Source organism: Kitasatospora sp. NPDC127116, from assembly GCF_042677365.1.
Taxonomy (GTDB): Bacteria; Actinomycetota; Actinomycetes; order Streptomycetales; family Streptomycetaceae; genus Kitasatospora; species Kitasatospora lactacystinica.
In genome coordinates this window covers 1-16928 of record NZ_JBHXTL010000063.1, presented here as the reverse complement: position 1 = coordinate 16928, position 16928 = coordinate 1, and the positions used below count along the sequence as shown (strand labels likewise).

Sequence of the window (16928 nt, the reverse complement as noted above, 5' to 3'; positions counted from 1 at the left end):
GAGGAACCCCGCTGCCCGGCCGGGCTAACGGGGGCCGCACTCCCCGGTTCGGTCAACGACGGTCCAGCGGCGGAAACATGAGCAGCCGTCACCTCGGCCGGTTCCGCCAGTTCGATGCCTCGGCCCGCGTCATCGGCCGGCGCCACGCCCTGCGCATCGTCCGCACCCCGGGCCGCACCCCCACCGCTGACGTCCGCGCCCACGTCCGCGCCCGGGTCCGGGCACCGGTCACGCCGGCGCCCCGGCGGCGGGGCGGCGGCGGGTGAACCAGCAGGCCAGCAGCAGGTTGGGCACCCAGCACAGCCAGGCGATGGCGGTGTAGGAGGTGCGGAAGTCCAGGTGCGCGGCCATGGCGACGGTCAGCATGAGCCGCAGGGTGACGGCGGCGAAGGTGAGCGCGAAGCTGCGGACCATCCAGCGGCGGTGGTCGACCACCCGCCCGTCGAGGATCGCCCGCAGCCCGGCGCCGCCGGTCACCAGCCAGGCGACGGCCAGGCAGGCGAAGCCGGTCCCGGAGACCGCGCCGCCGTACGCGACGGGCGCCATCAGCAGCGCGCCCGCCCCGCCGACCAGGCAGCCGATCAGGTAGGTGACGCCGATGCGGCGGTGCAGGCGCGGGCGGCGGTTCCGCAGGCGGCGGGAGAACTGCCACGGCCCCACCAGCAGAGCGGTGAGCGCGCCGAATATGTGGATGTAGAGCGGCACTTCGTGACTCAGGTAGGTGGCGCGCTGCTGCTCGATGAAGACTGCCGGATCGAAGCTGAGGTACTTGGCGGAGACGGCGACGATGAGGGTGGAGAGCACCGTCATGACGGCCCAGCCGGCCCGTGTGATGCGCATGCACCGAGTCTCGGGCCCGACGGCCGGGTCCGGCATCGGGGTTGTCCCCGAGAAAGCACCCTCAGAGAACCCTCATCTCCGGTGCCGGGATGGGGAGATGATCACCCCGGCCCGCCGCGGCTCGGCCCGGTCAGGCGGGCTGCCAGAGCTCGATCCGGTTGCCCTCGGGGTCGGTGACCCAGCCGAACCGGCCGACGCCCGCCATCTCCTGGGTCTCCTCGGCCACGTCCGCCCCCCGGGCGCGCAGTTGGGCGAGCATCGCGTCCAGGTCGCGGACGCGGAAGTTGAGCATGGTCCGCTGGGTGCGGGAGCCGAAGTAGTCGGTCCCGGACTCGAAGGCCGCGAAGACCGTCGGCCCGGGCTCCTGGCGCCACAGGCCGTGTTCGTCGGCGTCCAGCCCCAGGCAGTCGCGGTACCAGGCGCCCAGCGCCGCGGGGTCGGCGGCCCGCAGGAAGTACCCGCCGATGCCCACTACTCGTTCCATGCCGCCATCCTGCCACCACGGTGGTCGGCGGGCCCGGCACGACCCTCCCTCCTCGTCTTCGGGTGATCTTGGTCGGGTGTCGGCGCGGCGTCCGGACGGGCACGGCGCGCGGTCCGGTATGCATGTCCCGGGCCGGGGATCGTGGGCGGATCATGCTCCCGTCATCCCGCCAACTCCATGCCACCCGAGGCGATTTGATCACTATGAAGCTGGTACGACGAATCGCCGCCACCGTCGCGGCGGACGCCTGTCGCCGCGCCCCGAGGGACTGACGGAACCGCCCCGGCCCGGCGCGGGGAGCCCACGCCGGGCCGGGGCGTGTCCGCGTGCCGTCACGCGGCGCGCTGGCCGAGCAGGAGGGCGGGCAGGGAGCGGCCGGCGAGGGCCTCGGCGGCGCGGGCGGCCTGGGAGGGGGCCATGAAGTCCGGGAGGCTGCGGGCGGGGACGAAGCGGGCGCCGAACAGGCCGCTCCTGCGCTGCGCGGGGACAGTGATGAGGGTGCCGTCGGGGACGGTACCGCCGTCGAACACCAGGGTGAGACGCTCCAAATGGCGGTCGGCGGGCGTGAAGTCGACGGCGAGGACGTCGGTGAGGCGGACGATCAGACCGGTCTCGGCGTGCAGGTGGCGGGCGGCGGCCAGGTGCGGGGGCTCGTTGGGCTTGGCGGAGCCGCCCGGCAGGATCATGCCGTCCATGTAGTCGGGGTCGACCAGCAGGACGTCGCCGCGCTGGTTTCGGACGAGGACGAGGCAGCCGAGCCGGCAGACGGGGGGCTTGGCGAGCAGGCGGGGGTCTTGCATGGGGGGAGGTCGCTTTCTCGACGCGGTGGGGGACGTTCAGTCGTCGTGGGTGAGGCGTTCGTAGCGCAGACCCTTGCGCAGCAGGTCGACCATGCGCAGGAGGTCGAGCGGGCGCGCGGTGAGGCGCAGCAGATAGCTGCACGTCAGGCGGCCGTCCGCCCAGTCGACTTCGAGCGTGGGGAGCTCGACGCCGCCGAGGGCGAGGACGGTGGCGAGGTCGTCGAGGACGTCGGCGGCCTGCCGGCGCTGCTCGGCGGTCGCACGGGAGAGGGTGGAGGACATCTCACTTCTCCCCGGGCCGCTTGTGGACCTCGAAGGCGCGCCAGGCACTGTACGCGTCCCCGAAGAAGGTGAAGGCCGCGAGTTCGCCGCTGGCGCCGCGGAGCCACTCCCCGGTGAGCTCGTTGCGGACCCGGTAGCGGTCGGAGGCGGTGTCCCAGCGGACGCCGTAGCCGTGGAGGCGAGGGAGTTGGTCGTGGTGCATGGGAGGGAACCCTCTGCGATCGGAGTTTCACGTTCTGTGCACATGGTGGCGCAAGGTCGCCTAGCATCGGAAGCGGCCTGCTACTTGCCGAGGGGCCACAGGGAAGTTGAGAGCTGCCGTGAACAAGAAGAAGATTGACCCCGAGTCGAGCCCGTGGGCGCCCTTCGGAATCCAACTCCGCGCCTTCCGAGAGGCCAAGGACCTCCTCCAGGAGGATCTTGCCCCGCTCATCGGATGCTCCCCCTCGCACCTGTCCTACGTCGAACTTGCACACCGACCTCCGAGTCGCAAGCTCGCCGAACTCTCCGACATCGCGCTCGACACGGGCGGCACCATGCTGCTGATGTGGTATCAGCTGAAGAACGCCGCGATCCTGGAGGGTTTCCCGGAGTTCTCGCGCTACGAGGCCCTTGCCGAAGAGATCAGGATCTTCGAGGTCAACGTTGTCACCGGACTCCTGCAGACCCGGGGGTATACAACCGCACTCCAGATGGGCAGCGTCCGCCAAGGCATTTCACCCCAGAAACTGGCCGAGGAACGCATCGAATTCAGGCTCTCCCGACAGCAAGCCCTGGGACGGACCCCTCCTCCGTTCCTGCACGTGGTGCTGGACGAAACCTGCCTCAGGCGAGTCGTCGGCGGCCGTGATGTCATGGTCGAACAACTGCTTCACCTTGAGCAGTTGTCCACTCGGCCCAACATCGTCATCCAGGTGGCTCCGTTCACCCTCGGCGAGAACCGGCCGTTCACCCACATGGCAACCCTCCTTACCATGCCGAACCGAAAAGTTCTCGCCTACGGCGAGGTCGAGCAGCGTGGCTACATCGACCGCGATTCCAAGTCGGTTGCCGAACTTGCCAAGAGCTACGATCGGCTTGCGGTCGAGGCCCTTGGCCAAGCCGAATCGCTGGCTTTCATCCGTTCGGCAAGGAGGGACCTGGAGTGGATGTCGACCTGACGGAGGCTTCCTGGCGGAAGAGTTCGTACAGCGGCCCGAACGGTGGCCAGTGCATCGAGGTCGCCGACGGCTTCGCCGGCGTCATGCCCGTACGCGACTCCAAGGACCCCTCCGGCCCGGCCCTCCTCTTCCCCGCCCCCGCCTGGCAGGCCTTCGTCACCGCCGTCCGCACCGGCGAGTTCGACGCCCGCTGACCGCAGTCACCATCGGCCCCGCCGCTCCATACTCGGGGCGGCGGGGCCGAGGTGTGCGCAACTGCGCAGCGGGCGGCTCTTTTCTGCCAAATTGGTCTCTACCATTGCCCCGAATCCGGGATTCCGGAAGGCTCGCCGCCGAGCACCGGGAAGCGGACTCCGGTGTTCTCCCTTGAGCGAGGAAGACACCGACATGGCACTTCGCAAGGCGGTTACCAGCATGGCCCTGGCCGGACTGTTCTCGGTGGCGGGCGGCCTGATGGTCGCCCCCGCTGCCCAGGCGTCCACCACGAGGACGACCGGTTACACCTACATCGGCATGTACCCGAGCGGCGCCGCGTGCGACGCGGCCGGCAAGGCCTACGTGGCCCGCGGGGAGGCGGTCAACTACTTCTGCGACGTCGCCCCGACCACCGCCCGCCTCTCCGTCTGGTTCTACTAGAAACCACCGGGTGACCATCTGAGGGGCGGGAAGCCGGGCGGCATGGCCGGCTTCCCGCCCTTCTCCCCTACCCTGGTCACCAGTTGGCGGGCACGACCCCAGGAGGGCGCGCGATGGACACCACCCACATCACCACCTGGCGGAAGAGCTCGTACAGCGGTGGCGGCGGCGCATGCGTCGAGGTTGCCGACGGCTTCGCCGGCGTCATGCCCGTACGCGACTCCAAGGACCCCTCCGGCCCGGCCCTCCTCTTCCCCGCCCCCGCCTGGCAGGCCTTCGTCACCGCCGTCCGCACCGGCGAGTTCGACACCCACTGACCACAGCCACCATCGGCCCCGCCACCCCATGCTCGGGGCGGCGGGGCCGAGCGGTCAGAGTCCGAAGTTCCAGTCGACGATCATCTGCAGCAGGTCCTTGCGCTCGTCCACGAAGTCCATCGCGATCACGCCGTAGTGCGCGCGCTGGGAGATGCGCGGCGTCAGGTAGTCCTGGATGGAGGGATTGACGACCTTGGCGATCTGGTACGGGGTGTCCGGGAAGCTGCTGGAGCTGGCGAAGTGGAGGTACAGCTTGCCGTCGTTCTGGCCGTAGAACGCCGTGTCCAGCCCTTCCCTGACCCGCTGGACCTTGCGGCTGGGCCCGTCGCTCCACGCGTCCTGCAGCCAGATCCGGGAACTGTCCCCCCACTGCAGCGGGTCGTAGCGCCCGTCGCCCCAGGTGAAGTCCGACATGATGGGGACGATCTTGCCGCGCACCTGCCCGAGCGTGGGCAGTCCGCCGGGCAGTGATCCGGCCTTGGGGAGCCAGAACCAGGGCCGGTAGTTGCCCTTCCCGTCGTAGCCGTCCATGTAGTAGTTGAAGATCTCGCTGAAGCGGTAGTCCTGCCCCTCGGTGTACTCCTTCTTGACCCGCATGATGATCGTCTCGCGGGGGTTCGCCTTCAGGAAGTCGATGCAGAGGTTCAGCACGTCACCGAAGTTGATTTTCTGGTAGATCTTGTCGTGGTGGATGGTGAAGACGTCGCCCGCCACCCGGCACCGGATGTCGAGGAAGCGCACGCCCGCCTGGAGCTGCTGGTTGATACGCCACTCCTGGCACTGGGCGAAGCCGAAGGCGCCGCCGTCGTAGAGCGCGCAGGTCTCGTGGGTTCCGGGGATCGTCAGCTGCGACAGCTTCACGTTGTCGCCCAGCAGCGACATCCACTTGTCGGTGGGGCGGTGGACGAGACGGTCCGGCGCGGCGACGGCCGATGCGCCCGAGCCGGCGATGCCCAGGGCCCCGGTCGTGGCCGCGAGCGCTGCGCCCCTGAGAAGGGTCCTACGGTTGATCGACATGCAAGAAGCCTCCGGACTCGGGGCCCCGATGGTGATCGGGCGTGAACGTTCTCCTTTCCGACTCCAACGGGCCTCCGTCCGAGGCCGGTTCATCGTCCGCGAACCGAACGTCCGCCACCCGCACCGCGGCCGCGCCGGCGGGCGGCACGCGGAAAACCCGGTGCACCCGGCGCGACACCTCGGTAGCCTGCACCGCCATGGCATCGGAACTGGAACGCCCCCCACTCCAGGCGGACGAACGCACCGCGCTCATCGGCTGGTTGGACCTGCAGCGGAAGATCCTGCGCTGGAAGTGCGAGGGGCTGGACGAACGGGACGCGCACCGGGCGGTCGTCCCGACCTCGCCGGCCATGACGATGGCCGGCCTCATCTCGCACATGCGCTGGACCGAGCACCTCTGGCTGGAGGTGATGTTCCTCGGCGGTGACGAGAAGCAGAACCCGTCCTTCGACGAGTCCACCGAGGACGCCGACTGGCACACCGACGACCGCCCCCTCGCCGACCTGCTCGCGGAGTACGAGGCCCAGTGCGCCCGCAGCAACGAGATCGTCGCGGCGGCCTCCCTGGACGACGTCGGCCGCAAGCCCGGCTTCCGCGCCGGCGGCGCCAACCTGCGCTGGATGCTGATCCACCTCGTCGAGGAGACCGGCCGCCACGCGGGGCACGCCGACATCGTCCGCGAGCTCCTCGACGGCTCGAAGGGCTACTACTAGCGGTTCCACCGGACTTCACCGCTTCCGCCGGCCGGCGGCCCGGGAGCGGGAGGTCCGGCCGGGCGGGTGCGGGACGCTCCGTCAGGTCCCGTCCCGCGCCGGACCGGCCGTGAAGGGGCCCGTGACCGGGCAACTCCCGCTGATCCGGACGCCGATGACGCCCTGCTAGGGTCCCGACCCGTGACGGACAGGGTGCAGAAGCAGTACGAGGCGATGCGCGGGCACTTCCACCGGGCCGCCGGGCAGCGCGGGTTCACGCTCGACCCCGCCCAGGAGCTCCCGGTCGAGCGGCTCAGCCGGCTGGCCGGCGAGCTCGCCCACCCGGCCTGGCGGCTGCGCCGCGGTCCGCGGCACCTCTACCTCTGGGGCCCGGTCGGCCGCGGCAAGAGCTGGCTGGTGGACACCTTCCTCGACGGGCTGGCGACCCCGCGCAAGCGGCGGCTGCACTTCCACGACTTCTTCCGCCGGCTGCACGAGGGCGTCGCCCACCACGCCGGGAGTCGCGGCGCGGACGGCGCGGCCGTGGACCGGGCCGTGGACGAGCTGCTCGGCGACTGCCGGGTCCTGGTCTTCGACGAGTTCCACGCCCACGACGCGGGTGACGCGATGCTGGTGGCCCGTCTGCTGCACACCCTGCTGGAGCGGCGGATCACCCTGGTCACCACGTCCAACTACCCGCCCGCCGGGCTGATGCCCGACCCGCTGTACCACCACCTCTTCGAACCGACGATCAGGCTGATCGAGGAGCGGATGGACGTGGTCGACGTCTGCGGGCAGGTCGACTTCCGGCGCCTGCCCGGGTCGGAACGCGCCCACGGGTTCGGCCTCGGCGCCCGGCTCCGCCCCGGCGACGAGGCCTCGGCCGGCCTCACGGCGCCCCGGCCCGAGGAAGCGGGTCCGGTGGCCGCCCATCACCGCGAGCTGCCGGCCCGGGCGGTCCGCGAGGACCACGTGTGGTTCGGCTTCCCGGAGCTGTGCGAGGGCCTCACCTCCGTCGCGGACTACCTCGCCCTCGCCGACCGCTTCCCCACCGTCGTCCTCGACGGCGTCCCGCCGCTCACCGAGGCCTCCCCCGACGGCCGCCGGCGCTTCGCCAACCTGGTCGACGTCTGCTGCGACCGCGACGTCCGCCTGGTCCTGATCGGCGCCGACCCGCTCGCCGGCCTCCCCGCCGGCTCCGCCCTCATGCGCGACCTCGACCGCACCGCCAGCCGCCTCGCCCTCCTGCGGCACCCGGCCCGGCAGACGCGCCCTAGCTTCGGGTGAAGGTCCCGAGGCCGTCGTGGTCGAGCTGTTCGACCACCACCGTGGAGGCCCGGCCGTCGGCGCCCACGCCGAACGTCACCCCGGACAGGCCGACGGCGTTCTCCCCGCGGGTGCGGAAGCTGAACACGTCCCCGGCGTAGTGCTGGAGCGGGAACTGCAGGTCGTCCGGGCCCAGGCTCATCACCAGGGCGCCGCCGTTGCCGGTGGTCACGGTCAGCGGGCCGTAGTAGCCGTTGGCGTACGTGCCGACGTAGGCCGCGTCGGGCCTGGCGGGGGCGGCGTCGGCCGGGGGCCTGGTGTAGTCGGTGGGCGAGACGCCGGTCAGCGCGGCGGCGGGGACGACCTTGCCGAAGAAGGCGAGCCAGTCGACGGTCTCGTGGCCCTCCTCGGCGAGGTCGAAGAACTCCTCGGCCACCGCCTCGGGCAGGCCGACCGGCTGGCCGTTGGTCAGCACCACGATCCCCAACTGCTCGGAGGGCAGCAGGGTGACCACGGTGGCGGCGCCCAGTTCGAAGGCGCCGGAGTGGTTGAGCCGCAGCCGGCCGCCGTTGTCGCGGCCGACGTTCCAGCCCAGGCCGTACTGGCCGGGGTTGCCGTCGGGTGCGGACGGCGGGTTGGAGAGGCTGTGCGGCAGCCAGGTCTCGCCCAGGGCGGCGGTGTCGACGATCTGCTTGCCCTCGAAGGAGCCGTCGGCGAGCTGCAGCCGCATCCAGCGGGCGAGGTCCTGCACGGTGGAGCTGACGCCGCCGGCCGGGGACTGCGGGTCGGCGTTCTCGGTGGTGCTGACCTGCCAGCCGCCGCTGGTGCCGGTGCGCACGTGCGGCACGGCCTTGTCGGGCGCGTTGTCGTAGGCGGAGCGCAGGGAGCTCGTGGAGGTCATGCCGAGCGGCTTGTAGAGGGTGTCGGCGGCCAGGGTCTCCCAGGCGGTGCCCCTGGTCCTGGCGACGGCGACGGCCGCCTCGGTGAGGCCGTAGTTGGTGTAGGCGTAGGTGGCGCGGAAGGGGGCCAGGGGCTGGTCGCGCAGGTGCTGGAGGATGTAGTCGCGCTGGTAGCCGAGGTCCTGGAGGAGGTCGCCGGCGTGGTCGGGCAGGCCGCTGCGGTGGGAGAAGAGGTCGGCGAGCGTCACGTGGCGGCCGACCCAGGGGTCGGCGAGGGTGAAGCCGGGGTCGTGGGCGATGACGGGGTCGTCCCAGGCGACCGCCTTCTGGCCGACGGCCGTGGCGACGACGGTGGAGGAGATCGGCTTGGAGACGGAGGCGAGCTGGAAGACGGTGTCGGGGTCGACGGTGTCCGGCTTGCCGAGCTCGCGGACGCCGAAGCCCTTGGCGTGGACGACCTTGTCCTTGTGGACGACGGCCAGGGCCAGGCCCGGCACGCCGGTCCTGCGCAGGGCGTCCTGGACGTAGGCGTCGATCCGGTCGACGGCGAAGGCCACCTGCTGGTCGCTCAGCTGCGGTGAGGGCTGCGGCGGCGCGGTGGGCACGGCGCCGGAGGAGCCGGGGGCGGCCTCGGGGTCGGAGGCGGCGGAGGTGCACCCGGCGAGCAGCAGGCCGGCCAGCAGGGGCGCGGCGATGCGGTGTCCCGGCCTGGCGGCGGTGCGGCGGTGCATGCGGGTCCTCCCTCGTCCGGGCGGCACGGGCCGTGCGCCTCATCGCGTGAGTACGTGAGTATTCGACGGCCCGGCGCGGCCCGGGCGGGCGCCGCGCACCGCCGTGGGCGCATTCACCCGTGCGGCGGCGGGCAGGGGTCGGGGCGGCCCGCCGGGGCCGCCCCGGGCGGCGCGGAGCGGGAAGCCGGCCGGGCCGGCTTCCCGTGCGAACGCCCGCTCCCCCGCCCCTGGGCGACGTCCCCGCCCCTGTCCGATGTCCCCGTCCTACTCGACGACCTCGGCCTTCTCGATGACCACGTCCTCCTTGGGGACGTCCTGGTGGCCGCTCCTGGAGCCGGTGGGCACGGTCTTGACGGTGTCCACGACGTCCTGGCCCTCGACCACCTCGCCGAAGACGGCGTAGCCCCAGCCCTGGGCGTTCTTGCCGCTGTGGTCGAGGAAGTCGTTGTCGGCGACGTTGATGAAGAACTGGGCGGTGGCCGAGTGCGGGTCCCCGGTGCGGGCCATCGCGACGGTGTACCGCGTGTTCTTCAGGCCGTTGTCGGCCTCGTTCTGGATGGGGGCGCGGGTCTTCTTCTGCTTCATGCCGGGCTCCATCCCGCCGCCCTGGACCATGAAGCCGTTGATGACCCGGTGGAAGACCGTCCCGTCGTAGAAGCCGTCCCGGACGTACTGGAGGAAGTTCTCCACCGTCGCCGGGGCCTTCTCCGCGTCGAGGCGCAGGACGATGTCGCCGTGGTTGGTGCTCAGTTTGACCTTCGACACGATGACCTCACTGTACGGGTTGCGGCGGCTACGGATTGCTCACGCGCATTGTGACAGGAGGGACGGCCGGGCACCGTCGAGGCGCCTCAGTTGGCGAGGGTGAAGTCGCCGCCGACGGGGGCGGCGAGCTTGTCGATGCCGGTGAGGGCGGTGAGGGTGGGCACCGGGGTGCTGCTGTCGGCGGTGGTGCCGTCGCCGAGCTGGCCGGAGCCGTTGCTGCCCCAGGAGTGCACGGTGCTGGTCCCGGACAGGGCCACGGTGTGCTCCCGGCCGCCGGCCACCAGCCGTACGCCGCTCAGACCGGGGACGGTGACGGGGGTGACGCGGAAGACGGTGGTGCCGTCGCCGAGCTGGCCGGCGGTGTTCTGGCCCCAGGCCTTGAGGCGGTGGTCGGTGTCGACGACGGCCATGCTGTGGTTGCAGCCGGCCGCGATCCGGGTGACCCCGCCGGTCCAGGCCCCGTGGGTGGTGACGGGGGTGTAGCGGTTGATGGTGGTGTTGTCGCCGAGCTGGCCGGTGGCGTTGTAGCCCCAGGCCTTCACGGCGGCACCGGCGCCGGGCGTGCCGACCAGGACGAGGTTGTGGCTCGCGCCGGCGGCGATCCGGCTGACGCCGGTCAGTCCGACGACCCGCGCGGGGAGGCCTCGGTTGGTCGAAGTCCCGTCGCCCAGCTGGCCGTTGCTGTTGTAGCCCCAGGCCCAGACGGTGCCGTCCTCGCGCAGCGCGAGGCTGTGGTGGAGGCCGGCGGCGATGGCGACGACCTTGTGGAGGCCCTCGACCCGCACCGGGACGCCGCTGTCGGCGCCGGTGCCGTTGCCGAGCTGGCCGTGGTTGTTCTGGCCCCAGGCCAGGACGGTGCCGTCGGCGAGCAGGGCGAGGCTGTGCGCGCCGCCGGCGGCGATGTCGGTGGCGTCGGTGAGACCGGCCACCTGGCCGGGCGCGTTGTGGCTGAACACCGTGCCGTCGCCGAGCTGGCCCGAGCCGTTGACGCCCCAGGACTGCACCGTGCGGTCGGCCAGCAGGGCCAGCCCGTGGCCGAGGGTGGCACCGGCCCCGCCGGCGGCGATCTTCACCACGTCGGCGCTGGTCAGCCCGAGCACGGCGGTGGCCGTGGTGCGGAGGTCGGCCCAGGTGCCGTCCCCGAGCTGGCCGGAGCGGTTGTTGCCCCAGGACTTCAGGCGCTTCTCTGCCATGCGACGATGCCTCTTTACTTGTATGACAATAAGTCAAATCGTCGACATGTCAGATCTGTTGACGAGTCCACGATCATGGACCGACGCTACCCACGCGCACGTCACCGGCACGGGAAACGGCGGCGCCGGCCACTCGATCGGGTGATGGCGGGCCTCCGGCGCGGCCGCTGAGCCGTGCGTCCCGCAGCGCATGGCGCGGGACGGAGGGCTCAGCGGGTGCGGAGGGCTCAGCGGGTGCGGAAGGCCTGCCGGTAGGCGCCGGGGGTGGTGCCGGTGCGGGCGCGGAAGCGGCGGCGCAGGTTGACGGCGGAGGTCAGCCCGACGCGGGCGGCGATCGCGTCGACGGGCAGGTCGGTGTCCTCCAGCAGGACGCGGGCCGCGGCCAGCCGGCGGGCGAGCAGCCAGGCGCCCGGGCTGGTGCCGAGCTGGTCGGCGAAACGCCGGGCCAGGGTGCGGGGCGAGACGCCGAGGCGGGCGGCCAGGGCCTCGACCGACAGGGGCGCGCCCAGGCGCTCGTCGGCCCAGGCGAGCAGGCCGTCCAGCGCCTGCCCCGACGGCACCGACACCGGCACCGGCGGTGCCGGCGGCAGCAGTGACGGCGACACCGGCTGCGGCGCGCAGGGCGTGCGGTCGTCGTCGGGGTGCGGAGCCATCGCCATGTGCCGGGCCAGCGCGGCGGCGTGGGCGGCGCCGTGGTCGCGCCGGACCAGGTGCAGGCACAGGTCGAGGCCGGCGCCGGCGCCCGCGCTGGTGGCGACGTCGCCGTGGTCCACGTAGCGCCGGTGCGGCTCGACCCGGATCCGGGGGTACGCGCGGCGCAGCTGGTCGGCGCTGGCCCGGTGGGTGGTGGCGGTGCGGCCGTCGAGCAGTCCGGTGCGGGCCAGGGCGAACACTCCGGAGCAGATGGCGGCCAGCCGGGCCCCGCGGGCGTGCGCCCGCAGCAGGGCGCGGCGCACGGGGTCGGTGAGGGGTTCGTCCACGGGCAGCCAGCCGGGGACGATCACGGTGTCGGCGGTGTCGAGCGCGTCGAGGCCGTGCGGCACGGACATGGTGTAGCCGCCGGTGGTGGGCACCGGGCCGGGGACCTGCGTGCAGGTGGCGAAGGTGTAGTGCTGCGGCAGGCCGGGTCTCGGTGTGCCGAAGACCTCGGCGGCGCAGCCGAGTTCGAAGGTCGACTGGACGGGCCGGACCAGGGCCACCACGCGGTGCATGGCAGGAAAGTACCCCAGGGTGTCGCGGTGGGGCCTGTCCGGGCCGGCCGGGGCGCGGCACCGTTGCGGGCATGTACCCGGAGATCCTTGCCCAGCAGGGCTACACGTCCGTGTCCGTCGACGAGTCCCCGGTCCGCGAGCTGTTCCCCGGTGTCCGGCTGCGGGCCCTGTGGCGGGGGCCGGACGGCGCGCACGCCCATGTGCTGGAGATGGCGGCGGGCTCCCGCTGGCCGCACCGTGACGTCCACGAGCCGGGGCCGGAGGAGGTGTTCGTGGTGGCGGGCGTCTTCAACGACGGGGCGCGGGACTACCCGGCCGGTACGTTCCTGCACGCTCCGGCGGGGTCGTGGCACGTGCCGTCGACGGCCGTCGGCTGCACGCTGTTCGTGTTCTACCCGCAGGGGTAGGGCCGCGGGGGCGGGGGCGGGAGGCCGCCGGGGCCGGGCTCCCGCCCCGCTCCGGGCCGGTCAGGAGCCGGGGTTCAGCGAGGCATTGACGTCCTTGAGGAACTCGGCGACGGGGCGGCCGAGCAGGTCGGAGCTGTCGAGGGAGACGCCGTAGCGGTTCTCCAGGTCGGCGAGGACGCCCAGCACGCCCAGGGAGTCGACGCCGAGGTCGAGGAACATGCGGCCGGGGTCGGCGAGTTCCTCGGCGGTGACCTGGACGCCGGCGCGGGTCCTGACCAGGGTGGCCAGTTCCTCGTAGGTGATCTCCGTGGCCATCGGGCCCTCCGGGGGTGCGTGGGTGGCAGGGCCGACGGCGGTCGGGTCGTTCAACGGGTGGCCCTGTGCGCGCAGTTGTACGTGGTCGCCAGGCGTCCGGTCCAGCTCGTTCACTCGTACGCGTGAGGGCTTTCACGGGGACGGCCGGGACGGCCCGCCGGGCGGGGCGGGCGCCGGACCGGGCGCCCGTGGCCCGGCGGGCTCAGGCCGCGCCGAAGTGCCGTTTGGTGTCGGCGATCAGCGTCCGCTGGAAGGCCGCCCCGGGCATGTCGGTCAGTGCCGCGGGGCGGCGCAGCAGTGGGGCCGGCTCGTAGGCGAAGGTCCAGGTGAAGCGGGTGCCGCCGCCCGGGAGGGGTTCGAGGAGGTAGTCCTCGCCGAAGCGCCGGTACAGCGGCAGGGAGGCCTCGGTGACGCGGAACGCGTGCCGCGTTCCCTCCTCCCAGAGCGTGAACTCCTCGCGCAGCCGCAGCGTCCCGAGCGCGGTGATCTCCCGGGTGGTGCCGACGCCGTGCGGGGCCGGCGAGGTGTAGCGGCCGCCGGCCAGGCCCCGGCACCAGGACAGCGGTGCCGGGCCGGCGAGTCCCGCCCACACGCTCCGCGGTGCCACCGGCAGGTCCATCACGTGGCGGTGGCGGTGCGGGGCGGTGTCGAAGAAGGAGGCGTCGAAGCGCTCCAGTGCGAACCAGGGCATCGGGGCCTCCTCGTGGCGGGTCGGGGGATGCGCCCGAGCGTACCGGGCGGGGGAACCGGGCGCCCCGTCAGGTCGGGCTCCCTGTCGGGCCTGGCCGGGCCGTCGGGCCTGGCCGGGGCGTCGGACCGGGGCCGTCAGGCGATGCGGTGGGCCAGGCCCGGGTAGTCGGCGACCAGGCCGTCCGCGTCCAGCAGCAGGTCCGCCCGGTAGTCGCCGGAGGCGTAGCGGACGGTGGCGCCTCCGTCCTCGTGGCGGTGCAGGTGGGTGTAGGTCTGGCGGGAGGGCACGACGACCAGCTCGGGCACCCGGATCCAGGCCATCAGGAAGTGGTGTTCGCCCGGGCCGCGGTGGAGGGCGTGGCGCAGGACGGGCGGGGTGTTGGTGAGCGGGGACAGGCCGAGGTCGCAGTCGAGGGCGCCGTCGAGGTCGGGGCGCGGGGTGCCGTCGACGGTCCAGTGGCCGGTGGTCTCGTCGCGGCGCAGGTCGAGGGTGCGGACGGTGTCGGGGGTGCGGGCGGTGACGTGCATGCGGCGGGTGGTGAAGCCGTCGCCGGTGTCGAGTTCGTAGTCGAGCCAGTAAGGGGCCGGTTCGGCGGCGGCGACGCGGCCGCGGGCGGTCAGGGCGGTGGGGCGCAGGTCGATCCAGGAGGTCTCCAGGCCGGCGGTCTCGGTGACCCGCCAGGTGGGTGCGGCGGTGGGTGCGGCGGGGCGGTTCGGGTCGGGGGCGGTGCGGCTGTTCATTCGTGCACGGTACTGCCGGGTGCCGACAGCGGGCCCGACGGGCCGTCAACGCGGGGGGTTCATTCGTTCGGGTGAGAGTGGGGGCGGGGCGTGCCTCGTGCGGGGCGGGGCGGGGTCCGGGGCGGCGGCGGGCCCGGTCCCGGGCTCTCCATAATCGCGTGGGTGATCACATCCTGTGACGAAGCGGTGGCCCGGTTGCGGGCCCTGCCCGGACTGTCGTGCTGTGCCCGTCCCCTGAACGTGCTGCCGCTGCTGCGCACCGGCTGCCTGTCCGCGGTGGTGAGTGTGGAGGGCCCGGACGCGGGCTGGGCGGACGAGTTCGGGGCCTCCTTCCACGCGCTGGAACCGGAGCGGGGGGTGCGCGACCACACCTCGGCGGGGGCCGGGGTCCACGCGGTGCTGCGCGCGATCGCCTGCACCTCGGGCGAGGACGCGGGCGCGGGCGCGGGCGCGGGCGCGGGCGCGGCGGGTGGCGGCTGGCGGGGCCGGGAGCTGGCGCTGCTGCCCTACTCGGCGATGAAGGCCGAGTGGCGCACGGCACTCGGCGCGCTCGGCGCCCGCCTGCTGGAGCCGCCCTCGCACGTGGCCCTGCCGATGCTGGGCGACAAGCGGGCGCAGCGCGCGTGGCTGCGGTCGGTGGGGGCCGCGACCCCGCCGGACGCGGTGGTCCCGGCGCTCGACCACCGGGAGCTGCGCCGCCGCTTCGGTTCCCCCTACGTGGTGCAGACGCCGGTGGGCTCCAGCGGCAAGGGCACCCACCTGGTCGTCGACGAGGCGGACCTGCGCCCGATCCGCCGGGTCGGCGGCGGGCCCTGGCTGGTGAGCGGCTACGTCGAGGGCGTCGCGGTCAACCTGCACGTCCTGGTCTCGGCGGACAGCACGGTGCGGGTGCTGCGCCCGTCCGTCCAGCTGACCCGTATCGAGGGTGTCGGCGCGCCCTTCGGCGCCTACTCCGGCTGCGACTTCGCGGCCCCGGCCCTGCTGTCGCCGCTCGCCCTGGCCCGGGCCGGCACCTCGGCGCGGCGTGTCGGCGAGGCGCTGGCCGCGCTCGGCTACCGGGGCCTGTTCGGTGCCGACTTCGTCCTGGACGGCGAGCGCCCGCTGCTGCTGGAGCTCAACTGCCGCATGCAGGGCTCGACCTGGCTGCTGGGTGAGCTCGAACTGGCCGAGCACGCGCTGCCGTCCGCGCTGCGCCACGTGCTGGAGCTCTACGGGCACGCCACCGGCGGCGAGCCGCGAACGGACGCGGCGGGCGCCGTGCAGCTGGTGGTGCGGCACACCGGAGCCCCGGTGCGGGTGGCGGCGGCGCCCGGCGGCGGTCTGCACCGGCTCAAGGACGGGCGGCTGCGGTACTGCGGCGCCGGGTTCGGCCTGCTGGAGTGCGGGCCCGACGACTGCGTGCTGCTGCAACTGCCCTCCCCCGGGACGGTGTTGCTCCCCGGGGTGCCGCTCGCCCGGGTCGTGGCCCGGCACCCGCTGACCACCCCGGACGGGACCGCGCTCACCGCGCCCGGACGGCGGCTGGTGGACGCCCTGCGCGCGGGCTTCGTCCTCGAACCCCTCGACGAACCCGTGGGATCCGCCGTCCCCTGCGCGTCGCGGTGAGGAGACCCGTGCCGAGGAGACCCGTGCCGGGGACGCCGGTGCCGGGGACGCCGGTGCCGGGGACGCCGGTGCCGGGGACACCCGTTCCGCTGTACGTCCGCGCCGCGGTGCCCGCCGACCTGCCCCGGCTGGCCGCCCTGCGGGCGGAGGCGGCCGCCTGGATCGCGCTGGAGCACGGCTCGGCCCAGTGGTCGGCCCCGTACGACCCCGAGCGCGGCCTGACGCTGATCGCCCGGGGCGCGACGGTGGTCGCCGCGCTGGCGCCGCAGGGCGAGGCCGTCGCCACCGTGACGCTGCGCCCCACCGGCAGCCCCCGCCTGTGGAGCGGCGAGGAACTCGCCCGCCCGGCCCGCTACGTGAGCTCCTTCACGGTGGACCGCCGGTACGCCGGGCGCGGCATCGGCGCCCGTCTGGGCGACTGGGCCGCCTGGCGGGCCGCGCGGGCGGGCGCCGGGCTGCTGCGGGCGAACGTGTGGAGCGACAACGCCGCCCTGCACGCCTACTACCGTGCGCAGGGCTGGCGTTGGGTGCGCACGGTGGCCCACAGCCGCAGCGGCGCCCTGTTCGAACGCGTCACGAGCGCGGTGGCGCCGCCGTGGGTCCACGAGGCGGGCCGTGTGCGGGCGTGAGCGGGGCCCTGCCCGCCCGTGGCGTGCCCGCCCGTGACGGACCGCTCGTGACGGACCGCAGGGGCGCGCCGCGCGGACCCCGGCCGGGCGCCGCGAGGTCGGGGGCTGGGGCGGGGGCGGGGCGAGGTCGGGGGCGGGGCGAGGTCGGGGGCGGCACAGGCCCCGGGCGCCGAAGCCGGGTTCGGCGCCCGAACACCCGGCCGGGCCGGCGCGTCGTCGCGGGCCGGGCGGTGGCTGCCGTGCCGGCC

23 protein-coding genes are annotated in these 16928 nt (G+C 73.5%); 10 read left to right on the top strand and 13 right to left on the bottom strand.

The features are described 5' to 3' along the window. Positions 1-77 precede the first annotated feature (77 nt). Positions 78-266: a hypothetical protein gene (locus ACFVHV_RS24065; protein ID WP_359906639.1), complete on the top strand. Its 189-nt coding sequence runs from the start codon at positions 78-80 to the stop codon at positions 264-266. On the opposite strand, the gene ACFVHV_RS24060 is transcribed toward ACFVHV_RS24065, so the two are convergent. From ACFVHV_RS24060 to ACFVHV_RS24040, 5 genes are all read right to left on the bottom strand, one after another. Continuing rightward, positions 229-840: a DUF2306 domain-containing protein gene (locus ACFVHV_RS24060; protein ID WP_380353291.1), complete on the bottom strand. Its 612-nt coding sequence runs from the start codon at positions 838-840 to the stop codon at positions 229-231. The genes ACFVHV_RS24065 and ACFVHV_RS24060 overlap by 38 nt on opposite strands. Positions 841-970: 130 nt before the next feature. Next, complete coding sequence (locus tag ACFVHV_RS24055) at positions 971-1324, bottom strand: VOC family protein (protein ID WP_380353289.1); 354 nt, start codon at positions 1322-1324, stop codon at positions 971-973. A 332-nt stretch (positions 1325-1656) separates the two neighbouring features. Beyond that, entirely contained in the window at positions 1657-2124 is a 468-nt protein-coding gene (locus tag ACFVHV_RS24050; RefSeq protein ID WP_359913034.1) for an NUDIX hydrolase, read from the bottom strand. Positions 2125-2160: 36 nt separating this feature from the next. Next, positions 2161-2406, bottom strand: coding sequence for a hypothetical protein (locus ACFVHV_RS24045; RefSeq protein ID WP_380353286.1), 246 nt, complete (start codon positions 2404-2406; stop codon positions 2161-2163). A 1-nt stretch (position 2407) separates the two neighbouring features. Further along, positions 2408-2608 carry a hypothetical protein gene (locus ACFVHV_RS24040; protein ID WP_380353283.1) on the bottom strand — a complete coding sequence of 67 codons (201 nt, stop codon included), beginning with the start codon at positions 2606-2608 and terminating at the stop codon, positions 2408-2410. A 118-nt stretch (positions 2609-2726) separates the two neighbouring features. On the opposite strand from ACFVHV_RS24040, the gene ACFVHV_RS24035 reads away from it, so the two are divergent. The 4 genes from ACFVHV_RS24035 (at position 2727) to ACFVHV_RS24020 (ending at position 4519) form a co-directional block, all read left to right on the top strand. Beyond that, positions 2727-3566 carry a Scr1 family TA system antitoxin-like transcriptional regulator gene (locus tag ACFVHV_RS24035; protein ID WP_380353278.1) on the top strand — a complete coding sequence of 280 codons (840 nt, stop codon included), beginning with the start codon at positions 2727-2729 and terminating at the stop codon, positions 3564-3566. Further along, positions 3551-3760, top strand: a complete 210-nt coding sequence (locus ACFVHV_RS24030) for a DUF397 domain-containing protein (RefSeq protein WP_380353276.1) — start codon at positions 3551-3553, stop codon at positions 3758-3760. Before ACFVHV_RS24035 ends, ACFVHV_RS24030 begins: the two co-directional genes overlap by 16 nt. A 193-nt stretch (positions 3761-3953) precedes the next feature. Then, a complete protein-coding gene (locus tag ACFVHV_RS24025; protein WP_359913019.1) occupies positions 3954-4202 on the top strand; it encodes a hypothetical protein in 249 nt (82 codons plus the stop codon). 113 nt (positions 4203-4315) lie between these two features. Beyond that, a complete protein-coding gene (locus ACFVHV_RS24020; protein WP_380353273.1) occupies positions 4316-4519 on the top strand; it encodes a DUF397 domain-containing protein in 204 nt (67 codons plus the stop codon). Positions 4520-4573: 54 nt separating this feature from the next. Here the strand turns inward: ACFVHV_RS24020 and ACFVHV_RS24015 are convergent, their stop codons facing one another. After that, positions 4574-5536: a phosphatidylinositol-specific phospholipase C gene (locus ACFVHV_RS24015; protein WP_359913017.1), complete on the bottom strand. Its 963-nt coding sequence runs from the start codon at positions 5534-5536 to the stop codon at positions 4574-4576. A 197-nt stretch (positions 5537-5733) separates the two neighbouring features. Here ACFVHV_RS24015 and ACFVHV_RS24010 point away from each other — a divergent pair, with 197 nt between their 5' ends. Next, on the top strand, positions 5734-6249 hold the full coding sequence (locus tag ACFVHV_RS24010) for a DinB family protein (protein WP_359913014.1): 516 nt from the start codon (positions 5734-5736) through the stop codon (positions 6247-6249). A 180-nt stretch (positions 6250-6429) separates the two neighbouring features. Next, positions 6430-7515 carry a cell division protein ZapE gene (zapE, locus tag ACFVHV_RS24005; RefSeq protein ID WP_380353270.1) on the top strand — a complete coding sequence of 362 codons (1086 nt, stop codon included), beginning with the start codon at positions 6430-6432 and terminating at the stop codon, positions 7513-7515. On the opposite strand, the gene ACFVHV_RS24000 is transcribed toward zapE, so the two are convergent. The 4 genes from ACFVHV_RS24000 to ACFVHV_RS23985 form a co-directional block, all read right to left on the bottom strand. Beyond that, positions 7502-9124, bottom strand: a complete 1623-nt coding sequence (locus ACFVHV_RS24000; protein WP_380353267.1) for a serine hydrolase — start codon at positions 9122-9124, stop codon at positions 7502-7504. The two genes, zapE and ACFVHV_RS24000, sit on opposite strands and share 14 nt — an antisense overlap. 264 nt (positions 9125-9388) lie before the next feature. Continuing rightward, on the bottom strand, positions 9389-9889 hold the full coding sequence (locus ACFVHV_RS23995; protein WP_380353264.1) for a peptidylprolyl isomerase: 501 nt from the start codon (positions 9887-9889) through the stop codon (positions 9389-9391). A gap of 86 nt (positions 9890-9975) precedes the next feature. Further along, complete coding sequence (locus ACFVHV_RS23990; RefSeq protein WP_380353263.1) at positions 9976-11082, bottom strand: RCC1 domain-containing protein; 1107 nt, start codon at positions 11080-11082, stop codon at positions 9976-9978. Between the two features lie 227 nt (positions 11083-11309). Further along, a complete protein-coding gene (locus ACFVHV_RS23985) occupies positions 11310-12293 on the bottom strand; it encodes a helix-turn-helix domain-containing protein (protein WP_380353260.1) in 984 nt (327 codons plus the stop codon). A 71-nt stretch (positions 12294-12364) separates the two neighbouring features. Here ACFVHV_RS23985 and ACFVHV_RS23980 point away from each other — a divergent pair, with 71 nt between their 5' ends. Then, positions 12365-12700: a cupin domain-containing protein gene (locus ACFVHV_RS23980; protein WP_359912995.1), complete on the top strand. Its 336-nt coding sequence runs from the start codon at positions 12365-12367 to the stop codon at positions 12698-12700. 60 nt (positions 12701-12760) lie between these two features. On the opposite strand, the gene ACFVHV_RS23975 is transcribed toward ACFVHV_RS23980, so the two are convergent. The 3 genes from ACFVHV_RS23975 to ACFVHV_RS23965 form a co-directional block, all read right to left on the bottom strand. Continuing rightward, complete coding sequence (locus ACFVHV_RS23975; RefSeq protein ID WP_359912992.1) at positions 12761-13015, bottom strand: acyl carrier protein; 255 nt, start codon at positions 13013-13015, stop codon at positions 12761-12763. A 202-nt stretch (positions 13016-13217) separates the two neighbouring features. Beyond that, positions 13218-13706 (bottom strand): SRPBCC family protein, encoded by a 489-nt coding sequence (locus ACFVHV_RS23970; protein ID WP_380353257.1) that lies wholly within the window; start codon positions 13704-13706, stop codon positions 13218-13220. Between the two features lie 134 nt (positions 13707-13840). Beyond that, on the bottom strand, positions 13841-14446 hold the full coding sequence (locus ACFVHV_RS23965) for a putative glycolipid-binding domain-containing protein (RefSeq protein ID WP_359912986.1): 606 nt from the start codon (positions 14444-14446) through the stop codon (positions 13841-13843). A gap of 162 nt (positions 14447-14608) precedes the next feature. Between ACFVHV_RS23965 and ACFVHV_RS23960 the strand changes: the two genes are divergently transcribed. Continuing rightward, positions 14609-16051 (top strand): ATP-grasp domain-containing protein, encoded by a 1443-nt coding sequence (locus ACFVHV_RS23960; RefSeq protein ID WP_380353254.1) that lies wholly within the window; start codon positions 14609-14611, stop codon positions 16049-16051. A gap of 8 nt (positions 16052-16059) precedes the next feature. Then, positions 16060-16680, top strand: a complete 621-nt coding sequence (locus tag ACFVHV_RS23955) for a GNAT family N-acetyltransferase (protein ID WP_380353251.1) — start codon at positions 16060-16062, stop codon at positions 16678-16680. The last annotated feature ends 248 nt before the right edge of the window (positions 16681-16928 follow it).